This window comes from Nonomuraea sp. NPDC049269 (genome assembly GCF_043197155.1).
GTDB lineage: Bacteria > Actinomycetota > Actinomycetes > Streptosporangiales > Streptosporangiaceae > Nonomuraea.
The window spans coordinates 102,008-119,129 of the sequence record NZ_JBICSO010000002.1 but is presented as its reverse complement, the minus strand read 5'-3'; the positions used below and the strand labels follow the sequence as shown (position 1 = coordinate 119,129).

General features: G+C 68.1%; 15 protein-coding genes. 12 read left to right on the top strand and 3 right to left on the bottom strand.

Going from position 1 to position 17,122, the window contains the following annotated elements:
• Positions 1 to 7: 7 nt before the first annotated feature.
• Positions 8 to 1,087 carry an inositol-3-phosphate synthase gene (locus ACGFNP_RS09940; protein WP_358338082.1) on the top strand — a complete coding sequence of 360 codons (1,080 nt, stop codon included), beginning with the start codon at positions 8 to 10 and terminating at the stop codon, positions 1,085 to 1,087.
• A 27-nt stretch (positions 1,088 to 1,114) separates the two neighbouring features.
• On the opposite strand, the gene idi is transcribed toward ACGFNP_RS09940, so the two are convergent.
• Positions 1,115 to 1,723 (bottom strand): isopentenyl-diphosphate Delta-isomerase, encoded by a 609-nt coding sequence (idi, locus tag ACGFNP_RS09935; protein ID WP_393316848.1) that lies wholly within the window; start codon positions 1,721 to 1,723, stop codon positions 1,115 to 1,117.
• A gap of 91 nt (positions 1,724 to 1,814) precedes the next feature.
• Between idi and ACGFNP_RS09930 the strand changes: the two genes are divergently transcribed.
• The gene (locus tag ACGFNP_RS09930; protein WP_358338088.1) at positions 1,815 to 3,104 is read left to right on the top strand and encodes an MFS transporter; all 1,290 of its coding nucleotides are present in this window, start codon (positions 1,815 to 1,817) and stop codon (positions 3,102 to 3,104) included.
• Between the two features lie 32 nt (positions 3,105 to 3,136).
• On the opposite strand, the gene ACGFNP_RS09925 is transcribed toward ACGFNP_RS09930, so the two are convergent.
• Positions 3,137 to 4,540, bottom strand: a complete 1,404-nt coding sequence (locus ACGFNP_RS09925; RefSeq protein WP_358338091.1) for a CCA tRNA nucleotidyltransferase — start codon at positions 4,538 to 4,540, stop codon at positions 3,137 to 3,139.
• A gap of 227 nt (positions 4,541 to 4,767) precedes the next feature.
• Between ACGFNP_RS09925 and ACGFNP_RS09920 the strand changes: the two genes are divergently transcribed.
• The 8 genes from ACGFNP_RS09920 to trxA all read left to right on the top strand — a co-directional run bounded on the left by ACGFNP_RS09920 (position 4,768) and on the right by trxA (position 13,586).
• On the top strand, positions 4,768 to 5,214 hold the full coding sequence (locus ACGFNP_RS09920; protein WP_393319638.1) for a YbaK/EbsC family protein: 447 nt from the start codon (positions 4,768 to 4,770) through the stop codon (positions 5,212 to 5,214).
• Positions 5,215 to 5,261: 47 nt separating this feature from the next.
• Positions 5,262 to 7,376: a DUF6049 family protein gene (locus tag ACGFNP_RS09915; protein WP_393316844.1), complete on the top strand. Its 2,115-nt coding sequence runs from the start codon at positions 5,262 to 5,264 to the stop codon at positions 7,374 to 7,376.
• Complete coding sequence (gene murJ, locus ACGFNP_RS09910) at positions 7,373 to 8,986, top strand: murein biosynthesis integral membrane protein MurJ (RefSeq protein ID WP_358338097.1); 1,614 nt, start codon at positions 7,373 to 7,375, stop codon at positions 8,984 to 8,986. Before ACGFNP_RS09915 ends, murJ begins: the two co-directional genes overlap by 4 nt.
• A gap of 165 nt (positions 8,987 to 9,151) precedes the next feature.
• Positions 9,152 to 10,657: a protein kinase family protein gene (locus tag ACGFNP_RS09905; protein WP_393316841.1), complete on the top strand. Its 1,506-nt coding sequence runs from the start codon at positions 9,152 to 9,154 to the stop codon at positions 10,655 to 10,657.
• Positions 10,658 to 10,673: 16 nt separating this feature from the next.
• Positions 10,674 to 11,309 (top strand): RNA polymerase sigma factor SigM, encoded by a 636-nt coding sequence (gene sigM / locus ACGFNP_RS09900; protein WP_219535086.1) that lies wholly within the window; start codon positions 10,674 to 10,676, stop codon positions 11,307 to 11,309.
• Positions 11,299 to 12,174: a zf-HC2 domain-containing protein gene (locus tag ACGFNP_RS09895; protein WP_358338103.1), complete on the top strand. Its 876-nt coding sequence runs from the start codon at positions 11,299 to 11,301 to the stop codon at positions 12,172 to 12,174. Before sigM ends, ACGFNP_RS09895 begins: the two co-directional genes overlap by 11 nt.
• Positions 12,175 to 12,328: 154 nt before the next feature.
• A complete protein-coding gene (gene trxB / locus ACGFNP_RS09890) occupies positions 12,329 to 13,261 on the top strand; it encodes a thioredoxin-disulfide reductase (RefSeq protein WP_358338342.1) in 933 nt (310 codons plus the stop codon).
• 10 nt (positions 13,262 to 13,271) lie between these two features.
• A complete protein-coding gene (gene trxA, locus ACGFNP_RS09885; protein ID WP_214635245.1) occupies positions 13,272 to 13,586 on the top strand; it encodes a thioredoxin in 315 nt (104 codons plus the stop codon).
• Positions 13,587 to 13,668: 82 nt separating this feature from the next.
• Here trxA and ACGFNP_RS09880 read toward each other — a convergent pair whose 3' ends face one another.
• Positions 13,669 to 14,286 carry a GNAT family N-acetyltransferase gene (locus ACGFNP_RS09880; RefSeq protein WP_219535088.1) on the bottom strand — a complete coding sequence of 206 codons (618 nt, stop codon included), beginning with the start codon at positions 14,284 to 14,286 and terminating at the stop codon, positions 13,669 to 13,671.
• 176 nt (positions 14,287 to 14,462) lie between these two features.
• On the opposite strand from ACGFNP_RS09880, the gene ACGFNP_RS09875 reads away from it, so the two are divergent.
• Positions 14,463 to 15,788 (top strand): PLP-dependent aminotransferase family protein, encoded by a 1,326-nt coding sequence (locus ACGFNP_RS09875; protein WP_393316836.1) that lies wholly within the window; start codon positions 14,463 to 14,465, stop codon positions 15,786 to 15,788.
• A 157-nt stretch (positions 15,789 to 15,945) separates the two neighbouring features.
• The gene (locus tag ACGFNP_RS09870) at positions 15,946 to 16,902 is read left to right on the top strand and encodes a D-alanine--D-alanine ligase (RefSeq protein WP_358338106.1); all 957 of its coding nucleotides are present in this window, start codon (positions 15,946 to 15,948) and stop codon (positions 16,900 to 16,902) included.
• The last annotated feature ends 220 nt before the right edge of the window (positions 16,903 to 17,122 follow it).

Here is a 17,122-nt window from a genome sequence, read left to right as displayed (position 1 = left end):
GAGTGCGATGGGTTCGGTTCGCGTAGCCATTGTCGGTGTTGGCAACTGCGCGTCGTCGCTGGTTCAGGGCGTTCACTATTACAAGGACGCTGACCCGGACATGCGGGTGCCGGGCCTGATGCACGTGAAGTTCGGCGACTACCACGTGGGCGACGTCGAGTTCGTCGCCGCGTTCGACGTCGACGCCAAGAAGGTCGGCCGCGACCTGTCCGAGGCGATCGGGGCCAGCGAGAACAACACGATCAAGATCATGGACGTGCCGCCGACGGGGGTCATCGTCCAGCGTGGCCATACCTTCGACGGCCTTGGTGACTACTACCGCGAGATCATCGAGGAGTCCGACGAGTCGCCGGCCGACGTCGTCCAGGTGCTCCGCGAGAACCAGGTGGACGTCCTGGTGTCCTACCTGCCGGTGGGCTCCGAGGCGGCCGACCGCTTCTACGCCCAGTGCGCGCTCGACGCCAAGGTGGCGTTCGTCAACGCGCTGCCGGTGTTCATCGCCTCCGACCCGGAATGGGCGGAGAAGTTCACCGAGGCCGGCGTGCCGATCGTCGGCGACGACATCAAGTCGCAGGTCGGCGCCACCATCACGCACCGCGTGCTGGCCAAGCTGTTCGAGGACCGCGGGGTCGAGCTGCTGCGCACGTACCAGCTCAACTTCGGCGGCAACATGGACTTCATGAACATGCTGGAGCGCAAGCGCCTCCAGTCGAAGAAGATCTCCAAGACGCAGTCGGTCACGTCGCAGATCCCGCACGAGATGGCCAGGGCCGACGTGCACATCGGCCCGTCGGACCACGTGCCGTGGCTCGACGACCGGAAGTTCGCCTATGTACGGCTGGAAGGGCGCTCGTTCGGTGACACGCCGCTCAGCCTGGAGTACAAGCTGGAGGTGTGGGACTCGCCCAACTCGGCGGGCATCATCATCGACGCGGTGCGGGCCGCCAAGATCGCGCTCGACCGTGGGATCGGAGGGCCGATCCTGAGCGCGTCCTCGTACTTCATGAAGTCGCCGCCGGTCCAGTACTCCGACGACGAGGCACGCGACTACGTCGAGAAGTTCATCCGCGGCGAGGTGGACAGATAGGTCGCCGGTGAGGCGCCGCGCGGCGCCTCACTGTCTGTTGGCCGGTTGAGCGGCACTTCGGGCGGCCGGCGGCAGGTCCTTCAGTGGAGCCGGGCGCCAGTCCAGGGGATTGGTGCCCAGTTCGTTCAGCATGGGGACCTGTTCGCGGCACCACGGGCTGATCGCCAGCAGGGTGCTCAGGACGCCGTCCGCGAACTCCTTCCAGGGCATCCAGCGGACTCCGTCCACCTCCTCCGGGTTCGGGGTGGCCGAGGTGTCCACCACCACGCGGTAGACGGGGCAGAGTTCGTGTTCGACGATGCCGTTGGGCATGACCGCGCGATAGGTGAACGTCGGCAGCATGAGGTCCGCCCGGTCGACCGTCAGGCCGAGCTCGTAGGAGAGCCTGCGGATGACCGCGTGGTCCAGGGGCTCGCCCGGCAGCGGGTGGCCGCAGCAGCTGTTGGTCCACACGCCCGGCCAGGTGAGCTTGTGCGTGGCACGCCGGGTGAGCAGCACGCGACTGTCCTGGTCGAACACATAGCTGGAGAACGCCAGATGGAGCGGCGTTTCCTGGCCGTGCACCGAGGTCTTGGGTGCGGTGCCGATCGCGTTGCCCTCGCTGTCGACCAACACCACCTGTTCTTCCTTCGTCACGCTACGAAGCGTACGTGATCATGATGGCCACTGGATACGAATGAATGCCTGCTGTACCAACCTGTGAATCGGGCGGAAGTAGGCTGACTGCGTGTCTTTCGTCGCCGATCTTCGTGTGGTCCTGAAGGGCCGGGACTTCAAACGGCTGTTCGGTACGCGGCTGGTGTCCCAGTTCTCCGACGGGATCTTCCAGTTCGGCGTGGCTGGATTCGCCTTCTTCAGCCCGGAGTCGCAGACCACGGCTCTGCAGGTCGCCGCCGGGCTGGCCGTGCTGCTGCTGCCGTACAGCATCCTGGGGCCGTTCGTCGGCGTCTTCATCGACCGGTGGTCGCGGCGGCAGATCCTCGTCATCGCGCCGCTCGTGCGCGGCGCGCTGCTGCTCGTGGCGGCGGCGCTGGTCGCCGTCGGCGTGCCCGACCCGGTCTTCTACGGGGCCGCGCTCGGCGTGCTCGCGGTCAACCGGTTCTTCCTGGCCGCGCTCGGCGCGTCGCTGCCGCACGTGGTGCCGCAGGAGCGGCTGATGGCCGCCAACGCGGTCACGCCCACCTCGGGCACGGTCATGACGTTCGTCGGCGCCGGCGTGGGGTTCCTGCTGCGCGAGATCTTCGGCAGCGGCGACCTGGGCGTGGCGCTGCTCCTGGTCGTCTCGGGCACGGTCTTCGGGCTCAGCGCGCTGATCGCCCGCACCATGGAGCGCTCGCTGCTCGGCCCCTCCTTCGACCCTCAGCGTCCGCAGGCCCGCGAGGCCGTGCGCAACGTGCTGGTCGGCCTCGTCGACGGCGCCAAGCACCTGGTGAGCCATCGCAGGGCCGCCGCCACGATGGGCGCGATGGCCACGCACCGGTTCATGTACGGCATGGCGACCGCGCTCGGCATCATCCTCTATCGCTACTACTTCTCCGGCGGCGACTCCGAGGTTGCGCTGCGCGGGATCAGCCTGGTCGTGGCCACCTCGGGTGTCGGCTACTTCCTCGCGGTGATCATCACGCCGTATGCCACCGAGCGGTTCACGATCGAGCGGTGGGTGTCGATCGCGCTGGCCGCGGCCGGCGTGCTCACGGCGGTGCTGGTCGCGCCGTTCCAGGCGTGGAGCCTGCCGGTCGCCGGGTTCGTGCTCGGCATCGCCGGGCAGAGCGTCAAGATCTGCGCCGACGTCACGGTCCAGCGTGACGTGGAGGACGCCTACCTGGGCCGCGCCTTCTCGATCTACGACATGCTCTTCAACGGCATGTACGTGCTGGCCGCGGCCCTGTCGGCGGGGATCCTGCCCAGCAACGGCAAGTCGTACGCGGCCGTGGTGATCATCGCGGCCGGTTACCTGGTAGGCGCCTTGATCTACCGGATGATCACCCCGACGCCGCACGCCGCGGCCTCCCGCTGATCAGGCGGGCGCCGCTGGGGCGCGCGGCCTGATCAAGCGGGCGCCGCGCCGGTCTCCCGCGCCCACTCCAGCAGCGCCTCGGTGGCGGTCTCCTTGCCGACCATGCCCTTGTCCAGCCGGAGCTCCAGCAGGAACTTGTACGCCTGCCCGACGACCGGGCCGGGACCGACGCCGAGGATGCGCTGGATCTCGTTGCCGTCGAGCTCCGGGCGGATCTTGGCCAGCTCCTCCTCGTCGGCGAGCCGGGCGATGCGCTCCTCCAACTGGTCGTACGTACGCGACAGGGCGCTCGCCTTGCGCTTGTTGCGGGTCGTGCAGTCGGCCCTGGTCAGCTTGTGCAGCCGGTCGAGCAGTGGACCGGCGTCGCGCACGTAGCGGCGCACCGCGCTGTCGGTCCACTCGCCCGTGCCGTAGCCGTGGAAGCGCAGGTGCAGCTCCACCAGCCGCGAGGTGTCGGCCACCACATCCTTGGGGAACTTGAGCTCGGCCATGCGCTTCTTGGTCATCTGCGCCCCGACCACCTCGTGGTGATGGAAGGAGACCCGCCCGCCCGCCTCGTGCCGCCGCGTCTTGGGCTTGCCGATGTCGTGCAGGAGCGCGGCCCAGCGCAGGATCCGGTCGGGCTTGCCGTCATCCTCCTGGGCGATGGCCTGGTCGAGGACGGTCAGCGTGTGCTCGTAGACATCCTTGTGCCGGTGGTGCTCGTCGATCTCCAGGCGCAGCTTGGGCAGCTCAGGCAGCACGTGCGCGGCCAGCCCGGTCTCGACCAGCAGGCGCAGGCCCTCGCGCGGGTAGGTGCCGCAGATCAGCTTGTCGAGCTCGTCGCGGATGCGTTCGGCCGAGACGATCTCGATGCGCTCCGCCATGTCGGTCATCGCCTCGATCGCCTTGGCGTCGACCGTGAAACCGAGCTGCGAGGCGAACCTGGCGGCGCGCAGCATGCGCAGCGGGTCGTCGTCGAAGGACTGCTCCGGCGTGCCCGGCGTGCGCAGCAGCTTGGCCGCCAGGTCGGTCAGACCGCCGTAGGGGTCGACGAACTCGTGCCCTGGCAGCCGCACGGCCATCGCGTTGACCGCGAAGTCGCGCCGCTCCAGGTCGGCCTCCAGCGTCTCGCCGTACATGACGTCGGGCTTGCGGGACTTGGGGTCGTACGACTCGCTGCGGTAGGTGGTGATCTCCAGCAGCAAGCCACCCTTGCGCACGCCGACCGTGCCGAAGTCGATGCCGATCGTCCAGACCGAGTCGGCCCAGTCCCTGACCAGCTCGAGCACCCGTTCGGGCCGGGCGTCGGTGGTGAGGTCGAGATCGTTGCCCACGCGGCCGAGCAGGAGGTCGCGCACCGGGCCGCCGACGAGGGCCAGCTCGTGCCCCTTCGCGGCGAACAACCGGCCGAGCTCGTCGGCCACCGGAGCGATCTTGCGGAACAGGTCGTTCATGGCCCGCTGTTGGCTTTCGGTCAGATTTGAGTCGGACAAGCTGGGTAGGTCCTTTGATTCCGGAACATATCCCCCGAGCCACATCCAGTCGGGGTTACCGTCGGTCAGGGGACCGTCGGGGGCCATGGAACCAGGCAAGGAGGTCTTCTATGAAGGACGCCCTCGCGATCCATCGCTGGCTCCTCGCACACCAGGTCCATCATGAGATCGTACGCCTTCCGCGCCCTATGACTTGCGTGGACGAGCTGCCTGATGCGGTCTCCGCCGCGCCCGAGCGGTGCGTCGCGGTCACGGTGTTCGAGGTCGCCACGAGAATCGGCCGCGAGGTCGTCGTCGCCGTCGTCTCCGCCGTCTCCGATCCGCCGCAGCCCGGGGCCGTGGGCGGCGCGCTCGGTGTGCGGAAAGTGCGGCTCGCCCCGGCTTTCCTGGTCAACTCCGCCACTGACTACGCGGCCGGGCTCGTCAGCCCGTTCCTGCTGCCCGACGACCTGGCCATGGTAGTGGACGACCGTCTCCGCGCCGACGCCGGTGCGATCTTCACGGCCACCGGCGAGCGCCACACGGCCCTCACCATCCGGGCCCTTGACCTGCTGACACTCCTGCGTGGCAAGACGGTGAACCTGCGTGTCCCACGACCCAGAGGAAGTCGCCAGGCGGTCGCGCTGCGGCACTGAACCCGTACCATTGCGGGCGTGCGTCGTACTCCAGCTCGGGCGGACGCGTGATCCGTAAGGCCACGCTCCTCGCCGTACTCTCCGCCGCGTTGCTCGCGCCTACGGTCGCGACGACGCCGAGTACGGCTGCCGTGAAGACGCCGGGCACGACCGCCGCGAAGGCGATCAGGCAGCAGATGGCGCTCTCGATCACATCCATCACGCCGGACGCGCCGCCGAGCCTGACCACGCCAATAAAGATCACTGGCACGGTCCGCAACGACATGGGCGAGACGATGACCGGGCTGAGCGTCCGGTTGCTGTACACGGCGCAGAAGTTCACCGACCGCGCCACCATGACCGCCTACCAGTCCGACCCGAACCCGGCGACTCTGCCAGGGCAAGTCGCGCTCAGCTCGGCCGTGCTGCTCCCGGCCATGGAGGCGGGCGCGTCCAGGACCTTCGAGATCACACGGACGCCCGTGGAGCTCGGTTTCACGTCGTTCGGCGTCTATCCCATTGCCATTGAAGTGTCCCGGGCCGGCGTGCCGTTCTCCGTACAGCGCACGTACGTGACGTACGCGCCGCCGACCCCGCAGAAGCTGCCGCCCAACCGGCTGGCCATCGCGCTGCCCATCATCGACCAGGCGCATCGCGCCGAGAACGACAACTTCGTCGACGACAAGCTGGGCGCGGAGCTGACCGGCAAGGGCCGGCTCGCCCAACTGGCGGGCATCGCCTCGACCGCGCACAAGAGCGTCACCTGGTTCCTCGACCCCGCGCTCCTCGACGACGCGCAGGCCCTGTCCAAGCCGCACCGGCTCAAGGGCAAGAACCAGCCCGCCGACCCCAACGCCGCCAAGTGGCTCGACTCTCTGCGCACCGCGCTGGCCGACTCTCCGGTCGTGGCCACCCCGTACGCCGATCCCGACGTCGCCGCGCTCGCCCACCAGGGCCTGGACGGCCAGACCGGCAAGGCGATCGAGATGGGCAGGCAGATCGCCACCGAGTTGCTCAAGCGCGACGTGCCGCTGACCACGAACTGGCCGGTCGGGGGCGTGCTCGATCCCGACGCGCTCGACCTGCTCTCCGTCGCCAAGGTCGACCGGGTGCTGCTCAACTCCACGAACCTGCCGCCGCAGCCGCCGGTCACGGTCACGCCCGACGCCGCCGGCACGCTCGACAGCGTCCAGGGGCCGGTCACCGCGCTGGTCGCCGACGCGGAGCTCACCCGCACGTTCGAGCCGGATTCCACCGCGCCGAGCTCGGTCGTGCTGAACAAGCAGCACTTCATCGCCGAGACCGCGATGATCGCCGCCGAACCCGGCCAGACGAAGCCCAGGTCGCTGGTCATCGCGCCCTCGCGGCGCTGGGACCCGAGCCCGACGCTGGTCAACACCCTGCTCAAGACCGCGAGCCGGCTGCCGTGGCTGGCGCTGACCCCGCTCAGCTCGATCAAGCCGAGCAAGACGCCCACGCCCAGGGGCGCGCTCACCTACACCGACCAGGACCGCAAGGAAGAGCTCAGCGCGAAATACCTCGGCCCGATCAAGGACGTCGCCGCGAAGGCGCAGCTCACCGCTCAGATCACCGCGGAGCCCAAGCCGCACTCCGACTTCGACGCCGCGGTGCTCAGGCTGACCTCCGCGTCCTGGCGCAACAGCACGCGCGCGGGCCGCTCGGCCACCAGACTGGTTGACGGGGCCATCCAGACCGAGATGAACAAGATCTCCATCACCGGCGCCGACCCCGATCGGCCGCGCACGCTGGCCGGGAGCAACGGCCAGGTGCCCATCAGCGTGAAGAACGCGATCGGTGACACGATCGCCCTCTACATCGACGTGAAGAGCAACAACCCCGGGCTCCTCCAGATCGACCCCTCGCCGTCGAGGAAGCTGCTGACGATCCCCAATGACAACACCGGCGGCGTCCAGGTGCCGATGAGCGCGACGACCAGCGGTGACGCCACGGTGAGCGTCCAACTCGTGACCAGGAACGGCTTGCCGTACGGCAAGCCCGTCAAGCTGACGATCCGCACCACCGGCTACACGGGGATCGCCCTGGTGATCGTCGGGGCGGCGCTGGCGGTTATGCTCGCCGCCGTCGTGACACGGTTGCTACGGCGCCGATCGCAGCGACGGCTCGCACGGGCCGCCAAGAGCCGGGAAAGTGAGACCGTATGAGCCGCATGTTGCGGGCCAGCGCCATCATGGCGGCGGGCACGATGGTGTCCAGGGTCACCGGATTCGTGCGGACGATGGTGCTCGCCTCCGCGATCGGCACCTTGGCGATGGGCGACGCCTACAACGCCGCGTACGCCATCCCGTACAGCATCCTCGACCTGCTGCTGCTCGGCGTGCTCAGCAGCGTCGTGGTGCCGATGATCGTCAAGGCGCAGCAGCGCGACTACGACGGCGGCCGGGCGTACGAGCAGCGACTGATGACGCTGGCCACGGTCGCGCTGCTGGTCGTCGCCGTGCTGGCCGTGCTGGCGGCCCCGCTGCTCATCGACCTCTACACCACCGACTGGGAGCCCGGCAGCCGCAAGTTCGAGGTCGCGGTGCTGCTGGCCAGGTTCATCCTGCCGCAGCTGGCCTTCTTCGGCGTCGGCGCGGTCGCCGGGGCCATTCTCAACACGCGTGACCGCTACGCGGCCCCCATGTGGGCGCCGGTGGTCAACAATCTCGTGGTCATCTGCGTGCTGGTGCTCTACTTCGTGGTGGCCGGCAAGGCCGGCGGCGACATCGCGCTGGTCACGAACGGCCAGATCGCGCTGCTCGGCGTGGGCACCACGGCGGGCATCGTGGCGCAGGCCGCCGTGCTGATCGTCGCGCTCAAGCGGATCGGGTTCTCCTTCGTGCCGCGTTTCGACGTGCGCAACGCGCGGCTGGGCGAGATGGGCCGGGCGGGGATCTGGACCATCGGCTACGTGGTGGTCACTCAGCTCGGCTTCATGCTGACCACCAACCTGTCCAGCGCGGCGGGCGACGCGGTGCAGGGTCACGGCATCAGCCCGTACACGCTGGCCTTCCAGCTCTTCCAGCTCCCCTACGGCGTCATCGGCGTCTCGGTGATCACGGCCATGCTGCCCAAGATGAGCCGGGCGGTGGAAGAGGGGCGGCTCGACGAGGTCCGCTCCGAGTTCGGATCGAGCGTGCGGCTCATCAGCTCGGTGATGGTCCCGGTGTCGCTGCTGCTGATGGTGCTCGGCCCGGCGATCACCGTGCCGCTGTACGCCCATGGCAACACCTCGGCGGACTCGGCCGTCTACATCGGCAACGTGCTGCAGGTCTACGGCCTGGCGCTGGTGCCGTTCTCGATCTTCCAGTTGCTGCTGCGGGTCTTCTACAGCTTCGGCGACACCCGGACGCCCGTTTACGTCGGCGCGGCGACGACCGCGGTCAACGCGCTGCTGATGGTACTGTTCAACGTCCTGCTGCCGGCTCGCTACGCGGTGATGGGATTGGCCTTCGCCTATGCCGTCGCCTATACGATCGGGGCGGGTGGGGCCTGGATTCTCGCCGCTCGTCGTGTCAGAGGGCTGGGTGGCTGGAAGATCGGAATGGCTCTGACCAGGATGTACCTGTCGGCACTGCCCACCGCGGTGCTGGCGCTGGTCTGCGTCTGGGCGGTTCAGGACGTGTTGGGCGGCCTTACCTTCCTCAACTCGCTGATCGCGCTGGCCGTGGGCGGCGGGCTGGGCATGCTGCTGTACCTGGGCGTCGCCCATCGCATGCGCATCCCGGAGATCAACTCGATCGTTGGGATGGTTGCCGGGCGGGTAGGCCGGTAAAGAACGCGGGTGGAACCAGCGCGGCACTAGCATGGTGCCGACACGCGCGAATGGAAGCAGGAGGGGCGTGGGCGGATCCACCCGGCATAGCGTGCCTACGTGGTACACCCCCACGCAGGTGAGTCGAGTCATGTGCACCCCCGAGCGGCCGAGCGGAGTGAGTCAGTGAGCACGTCGTCGGTCGAACCCGGCACCCGTCTCGCCGAACGCTTCCGGCTTGAGGACAGGGTGAGCGAGTCCGATGGAGCCACCCTGTGGAAGGCGATCGACGAGATCCTCGCGCGACCCGTCGCGGTTCACACCTTCTCCCCTGACTTCCCCCGCGTCCACGAGGTGGTCACTGCCGCCCGCGCCGCCAGCAGGCTCACCGATCCGCGTCTGACCCAGGTGTTCGACGCGGCCGAGCACGACGACCATTCGTACGTGGTCAGCGAGTGGGTGACCGGCGACACCCTGTCCGACCTGCTCGCGGCCGGCCCGCTGGAGCCGGAGCGGGCAGCCGGCCTGGTCGCCGAGGCCGCCGAGGCGCTGACCCACGCCCACGAGTCCGACCTCTACCACCTGTGCCTGCGCCCCGAGCACCTGGTGTGGACGACCGGCAACACGGTCAAGGTGCTCGGCGTCGCGGTCGACGCGGCGCTGTCCGGCCTCACCACCGACCAGCCCGCCCTCGACGACGCCGAAGGCCTGGGCCGCCTGCTCTACGCGGGTCTGTCCGGCCACTGGCCGGGCGACGAGGAGGACACCGGCCTGCCCACGGCGCCGATGATCGACGGGCACTTCTGCTCGCCGCGCCAGGTCACGGCCGGAGTACCCGGATACCTCGACGCGGTCACCATCAGGGCCTGCCTTCCCGAGTCCCGCAAGGGCCACGCCGCGCTGACCAGCCCGTCCGAGATCGCCGACGCCCTCGCCAACGTGGCCCGGCCCATGCCCATCCCGATCGCCTATCCCCCGACGCCGGCGGTGCAGTCGGCCTCGCGCTCCGAAGGCATCGAGACCGAGCGGCGCCCGCCGCTGCCCACGCAGCCCCGGCCCATGCCGCCCCGCGCGCAGGGTGGCGGCAGCACGCTCAACCGGGTGCTGATGACCGTCGTGGTGCTGCTCGTCATCGCCGCGGTCGGCGTCGGCGCCTGGACGATCGGCCGCAGCCTGGGCAGTCCGAACGCCCCGCAGGCGGAGACCTCCCCGACCGCCTCGGCCTCCGCGTCCGCGCAGCCGATGGTCGTCGTGAAGCCAGAGAAGGCGACAGGCTTCGACCCGCTCGCCGACCGGGACGAGAAGAACGAGATGGCACCGCTCGCCATCGACGGCAAGCCCAGCACGCTCTGGAAGACGGAAAATTACAACAGCGCCGACCTGGGCAATCTCAAGGACGGCGTGGGTCTGCTGCTCGACATGGGCAAGTCCATGCAGATCGGCGACGTGGTGGCTACGCTGGCCGAAGCGTCCGGTGCGAGCGTCGAGCTGAAGGTCGGCGACGCGCCCGAGCTGGGCTCGCTGAAGACCGTCGCCAAGGAGAAGAACGGGGCCGGGAAGATCACCTTGAAGCCTGATCAAGCCGCAAGCGGTCGGTACGTTTTGATCTGGTTTACCCGTCTTCCGGCAGATGCGGGCAAGTTTCATGGCACCATCTATGAAGTAGTGGTGCATTCTCCCGGATCGGCATAACCCAGGAATCCCTCTTGTGAACTCCCCACCTGATACACCTTCATCCGCGGAGCGGCCCGCCGTCACCGACGCCGAGCTGCTGACCGCGCACATCAATGGGGATCCTCACGCCTTCAGCGAGATCGTCAAGAGACACCGTGACCGCATGTGGGCCGTGGCCCTGCGCACGCTGGGCGATCCCGACGAGGCGGCCGACGCCGTGCAGGACGCTTTCGTCTCCGCCTACCGGAAGGCGGGCACGTTCCGCGGCGAGGCCGCGGTCACCACGTGGCTGCACCGGATCGTGGTCAACGCCTGCCTTGACCGGATGCGCCGTAAATCTGTCAGACCGGTCGCCGATGACGAGCTCATCGAGGCCGCCGAGCGTGACACGCCAATGCCCGATCAGACGGGTGAGCGTGAGGTTTCGATGGAGGTTTCGGCCGCTCTGAAAATGCTTCCCACAGACCAGCGGGCCGCGCTGGTGCTCGTCGACATGATGGGCTATTCGGTCGAAGACGCAGCTCAGGTGCTCGAAGTGCCCAGCGGGACGGTGAAGAGCCGGTGCGCGCGGGGGCGCGCGAAACTTGCCCCAATTCTTTCGCATCTGCGGAACCGATCGGACCTCAGTCGCGTCTCATCCGCGAAGGGAGCAGAACTTCGTGACGGGTGATACGCACTACGATCTGGAAATCCTGGCCGAGTTGGCCGAGGGTCTCCTAGACGCTGGCACGGCCCGCCAGGTCCGCGAGCATCTCGCGGTATGCGACCCCTGTGGGGAGCTACTGGCCGACCTGGCAGCGGTTCGCGAGGTGCTCGCGGCGACTCCGACTCCGGCCATGCCGATGGGGGTCGCACTGCGCATCGACAAGGCGCTGGCCGCCGAAGCGGGATCCGGGCGAGGGGGTGTCGGCCTGGCGGAACCACCCAACTGGGATGAGCTCATGCGGGACTCTCCCTGGGATGCGGCGGGAAACGACCCTCAGCCGGAGCCGGTACGCCTCGGAGTGGTCTCCGACGACGGCACCATCGTCCCGGCCGGGCGCAAGGCCGCACGACGACGCCGGTGGGCGATGCCCGCGGTCGCCGCTGCTGCCACGGCGGCTGTGGTGGGCACCGCGGTGATCTCGACCAACCTGTTCTCGGGTGGCGCCACCGTCGTCGCCGGACATCAGGGAGCGACCGTTGACCCACCGTCGCCGACCAAGGTGGCTGTGCCGGGCAAGGCGTACGCGCTGACCGACAGCGGGCACAACTACAGCGACCAGGAGTTGAAGCAGCCACTCGAAAACTTTTTCGGGCCTGCTCCCATAGTGGGTGGCGGCTCCTCTGACGTCGATGCGGTCGACAAGTGCGTCAACCGGGTGGCCGACCGTACGAAGCTCAAGGTCTTCGCGGTCGACCAAGGGCAGTACAACGGGCAGGAGGCCGTCATCATGACCTCCTGGAAGAACAAGTCGGCCAAGACGCTCCGCATCGACATCGTCGACCCGTTCAACTGCAAGAACCTGCGCAAGCCCACAGTGGGCAGTTGGTAGCTTGATGAGCCGCTGGTAACTTGATTCCCACGTCAGAGCCCGCTTCGGCGGGCTCTTTCGTTATGGGCGTACGTTGATGACGAGCCGGGGAATCACGGCGGCCCAGGATCTGTTGAGGCGACAAGCAAGAGCAGACGAGGAAGGCGTGAGAGCGTTGAGCGACGTGCGTAACGTGATCATTATTGGATCCGGCCCCGCTGGATACACGGCGGCCGTTTACTCCGCGCGTGCCGAGCTCAAGCCGCTGGTCTTCGAGGGCTCGGTCACGGCGGGCGGTGCCCTGATGAACACCACCGACGTCGAGAACTTCCCCGGTTTCCCCGACGGCATCATGGGCCCCGACCTGATGGACAACCTGCGCAAGCAGGCTGAGCGGTTCGGCGCCGAGCTGGTCGCGGACGACGTACTCGAAGTGGACCTGGCGGCCAATCCCAAGGTGATCAAGACCCACAGCGAGACCTACTACGCCAAGTCGGTCATCCTGGCCATGGGCTCCGGCTACCGCGAGCTCGGCCTGCCCAACGAGAAGCGGCTGTCCGGTCGCGGTGTCTCCTGGTGTGCCACGTGTGACGGCTTCTTCTTCCGCAACAAGGACATCGTGGTCGTCGGCGGCGGCGACACCGCGATGGAAGAGGCCACGTTCCTGACCCGCTTCGGCCGCATGGTCACCGTCGTGCACCGCCGTGACGAGCTGCGGGCCAGCAAGATCATGCAGGATCGGGCGTTCGCGAATGACAAGATCCGCTTCGTCTGGGACAGCGAGGTCGTCGACGTCCTCGGCACCGACCGGGTCGAGGCCGTCAAGCTGCGCAACCTCAAGACCGGCGAGGAATCCGAGCTGGCCACCGACGCGTTGTTCATCGCGATCGGCCACGACCCGCGCACCGAGCTGGTCAAGGGGCAGATCGACCTCGACGACGACGGCTACGTCAAGGTGTCCGCGCCCACCACGGAGACCAACATCGACGGCGTCTTCGCCGCGGGTGACGTGGTCGACCACATCTACCGGCAGGCCATCACCGCAGCCGGCACCGGCTGCTCGGCGTCTCTCGACTCCGAGCGCTGGCTGGCCACGAACGACAACTAAGGAGCGCACCGTGAAGGCAGTAACCGACGCCACCTTTGAGGCCGAGGTCCTCAAGAGCGACAAGCCCGTGCTCGTCGACTTCTGGGCCGAGTGGTGCGGCCCATGCCGTCAGGTATCGCCCATCCTCGAGGAGATCGCCAAGGAGCACGGCGACAAGCTGGAGATCGTCAAGCTCAACATCGACGAGAACCCGGATGTCCCGCGCAATTACGGTGTGCTCCAAATCCCCACGCTGAACGTCTACAAGGGTGGAGAGGTCGTGAAGCAGATCATCGGTGCCAAGCCGAAGGCCATGCTGCTGCGCGAGCTCGAGGGCCTCATCTGACGCGCCCGTACCGTTTCAACCGGAAGCCCCCTGGCGAGATTCGCTCAGGGGGCTTCCGTCTGTTGTAGCGGCTGAGAAGGCGTCAGACGGGGCGAAGGGCTCTTTCCGGGCTCATGGAGCCGAGCAGGCGCTCCAAGGCCACCTCGACGTCCTCACGCCACGAGACGGCGGTCTTCAGCTCCAGCCGGAGCCGGGGGAACCGCAGATGCGGGCGCACCGTCTTGAAACCTACGGAAAGCAGATAGTCGGCCGGCACCACACAGCTCGGCTCCTCCCACTTGAGATCGCCGAACGCCTCGATGGCCTTCACCCCGCGGCGCGTCAGGTCCTTGGCCACGCCCTGGATCAGCATCCGGCCCAGGCCGCCACCCGAGAACTCCGGAATGATGTGCGCGGTCATCAGCAGCACCGCGTCCGCGCTGACCGGCGAGGTGGGGAAGGCCACCGACCGGGGGGTGTAGAGCGGCGGGCTGTAGACGACGAATCCGGCGGGCACCCCGTCGACGTACACGATCTTGCCGCAGCTGCCCCATTCGAGCAGCGTGCCGGAGAGCCATGCCTCTTTCTCCAGCGCTGGATCACCGGAATCGATCGCGCGCTCCCCGCTGACCGGGTCGAGCTCCCAGAAGACGCACCGTCGACAGCGGCGCGGCAGATCGTCCAGATTATCCAGGGTTATGTTGACCAGCCGACGCGACAACTACGGCCCCAATCGTTGACCCGGAAAAGCGCGCGAAAAACGCGTCCCCACCTGGCATCGTAGCCCAGTGACGGTCCCGCTATCGGCTAGCACCACGGTCAGGCCCGGTCACAGCCGACATGTCCGGCTGGCGTAATCTGGTAGTTCAGCGACAAATGACACCAAGGAGGTGGACCGTGACGGAAGAGCTTGATCACGGTCAGACGCCCGCGACCCAAGGGTCGCGCATCGACGCCTATGTCGATCGGTACGCCGCGCGAGCTACCGGGATGGTCGCCTCCGAGATCCGAGCTCTTTTCGCCGTCGCGTCGCGGCCCGAGGTGGTCTCGCTCGCGGGCGGCATGCCGTACGTCACGGCCCTCCCTCTCGACATGGTCGGCGAGCTGGTGTCCGATCTGGTCACCAGGCGCGGTACCGTCGCGCTGCAGTACGGCTCCGGGCAGGGCGATCCGCACCTGCGTGAGCAGATCTGCGATGTGATGCGGCTGGAGGGGATCCAGGCCGGGGCGAACGACGTGGTCGTCACCGTAGGTTCGCAGCAAGCGCTTGATCTGATCACCCGGATCTTCATCGACCCGGGTGATGTGGTGCTGGCCGAAGGCCCGTCGTACGTTGGCGCTCTCGGCACTTTCGCCGCATACCAGGCCAAAGTGGTTCATATCGCCATGGACGATCAGGGCATCATTCCCGAATCTCTCGCGCAGACCATCTACGCGCTTGAGACCGCGGGTGCCCCGATCAAGTTCCTCTACACGATCCCGACCTTCCAGAACCCGGCCGGCGTCACCCTGAACATGGCGCGGCGGCAGCAGGTGCTCGACATCTGCCAGCGGGCCGGGGTGCTGATCATCGAGGACAATCCGTACGGGCTGCTCGGCTTCGACGGCGAGCCGATGCGCGCGCTGCGGGCCGACAATCCCGACGGCGTGGTCTATCTCGGGTCGTTCTCCAAGACGCTCGCCCCCGGGTTCCGGGTCGGCTGGGCGCTGGCGCCGCACGCCATCCGCGACAAGCTCGTGCTGGCCATGGAGTCGGCCGTGCTCTCGCACTCGTCCTTCACCCAGCTGGCCGTGGGCCAGTACCTGGCCACGCAGCCGTGGCGGGAGCAGATCAAAACGTTCAAAGAGCTCTATCGTGAGCGACGCGACGCGCTGCTCGACGCGCTCTCGGCGCTCATGCCCCCCGAGGTCAGCTGGACCCGACCGGCCGGGGGCTTCTTCGTGTGGGCGACGCTGCCGGAAGGCCTGGACTCGAAGGCCATCCTGCCGCGGGCCGTGGCGGAGCGGGTGGCGTTCGTGCCCGGGACCGGGTTCTTCTCCGATGGGAGTGGGGCTCGGCAGATGCGGCTGTCCTACTGCTTCCCCGAGCCCGATCGGATTCGGGAAGGGGTTCGGCGGCTGGCCGGAGTGATCGAGCAGGAGATCCAGCTGCGGGACACGTTCGGGACGGGGTCGACTCGGGGACACGCCGGCGTGGACACGCCCGGGCCTGACTTGGCCTGACCTTCTCTTGGCCGGCGTCCGGAGCGGGCGCCGGCTTGGCGTGTACCGATGTGCCCGGAACCTCCATTGCTCACACGGTAGAAAGCACCTGCTGTACACCATTCCACCCCAGCGCCGGTACGGTTGGACAGCGTGTGCGATCAGCGGAGGAGAACTAATGAGCGATCTGGGCCACGTGCTCGTGCTGGCCGGGGGACTCTCCTATGAGCGGGAGGTGTCCCTGCGCTCCGGTCGCCGGGTGAGCGAGGTGCTGCGGGCGGTGGGCATCGACGTGGAGGCCCGCGACACTGACGCGTCCCTCGTGCCGTACATCCTGGCCGATCCTCCGGACGCGGTCTTCGTCACGCTGCACGGCGGCGCGGGCGAGGACGGCGCCATCCGTTCCATCCTCGAACTCCTGAACGTCCCTTACGTCGGCGCCGACCCCGACGCGTGCCGGGTCGCCTTCGACAAGCCCACCGCCAAAGCCGTCGTGCGCTCGGTCGGCCTGCGCACCCCCGCGTCGGTCACCCTGCCCAAGGAGACCTTCCACGACCTCGGTGCCACGGCCGTCCTGGGCCGCATCGTGTCGCATCTCGGCCTCCCCCTGTTCGTCAAGCCCGCCCGCGGCGGTTCCGCCCTGGGCGCCTCGATCGTCCGCACCGCCGAAGAACTCCCCGCCGCGATGGTCGGCTGTTTCGCGTACGGCGACACGGCGCTGATCGAGCGTTACGTGGGGGGCGTCGAAGTGGCGGTCTCGGTGGTCGACCTGGGCAACGGCCCGATCGCCCTGCCTGCCGTCGAAATCGTCCCGGACGAGGGCGTCTACGATTACGCGGCCCGCTACACCGCCGGCCACACCGAGTTCTTCGCCCCCGCCCGCCTGTCCGCCAAGGCAGCGGCCGCCTGCGCCGAAACCGCCGTGACGGCGCACACCGCCCTGGGCCTCCGCGACATCTCCCGCACCGACCTCATCGTCGACGCCTCAGACGAGGCTCACTTCCTGGAGGTCAACGTGGCTCCCGGGATGACGGAGACGTCCCTGCTGCCGATGGCTGCGGAGGCAGCGGGCCAGGACCTTGGCGACCTCTGCCGGGTCCTCCTCCAGAACGCGGCGTCCCGCTTCCAGGCTTAACCGCATCCGCCGGGCGCCGATCCTGGCTGCCCTTCATGCGTCTTTTTCGTACGTCTTTCGTACGTCCAGCGCCGTCCTCACCTCACCTCGCCTTCGCATGCTCAGGCGCTCCCGCGGCCGTACCCGATTCGTCCTCACCCGCCTTCTCCACGTCGGCTGGCGCTGGGTCGCCCGCTGGCCTGCTTCCCCCGCGCAACCCGCTCCGCCTCGCCTTTACACT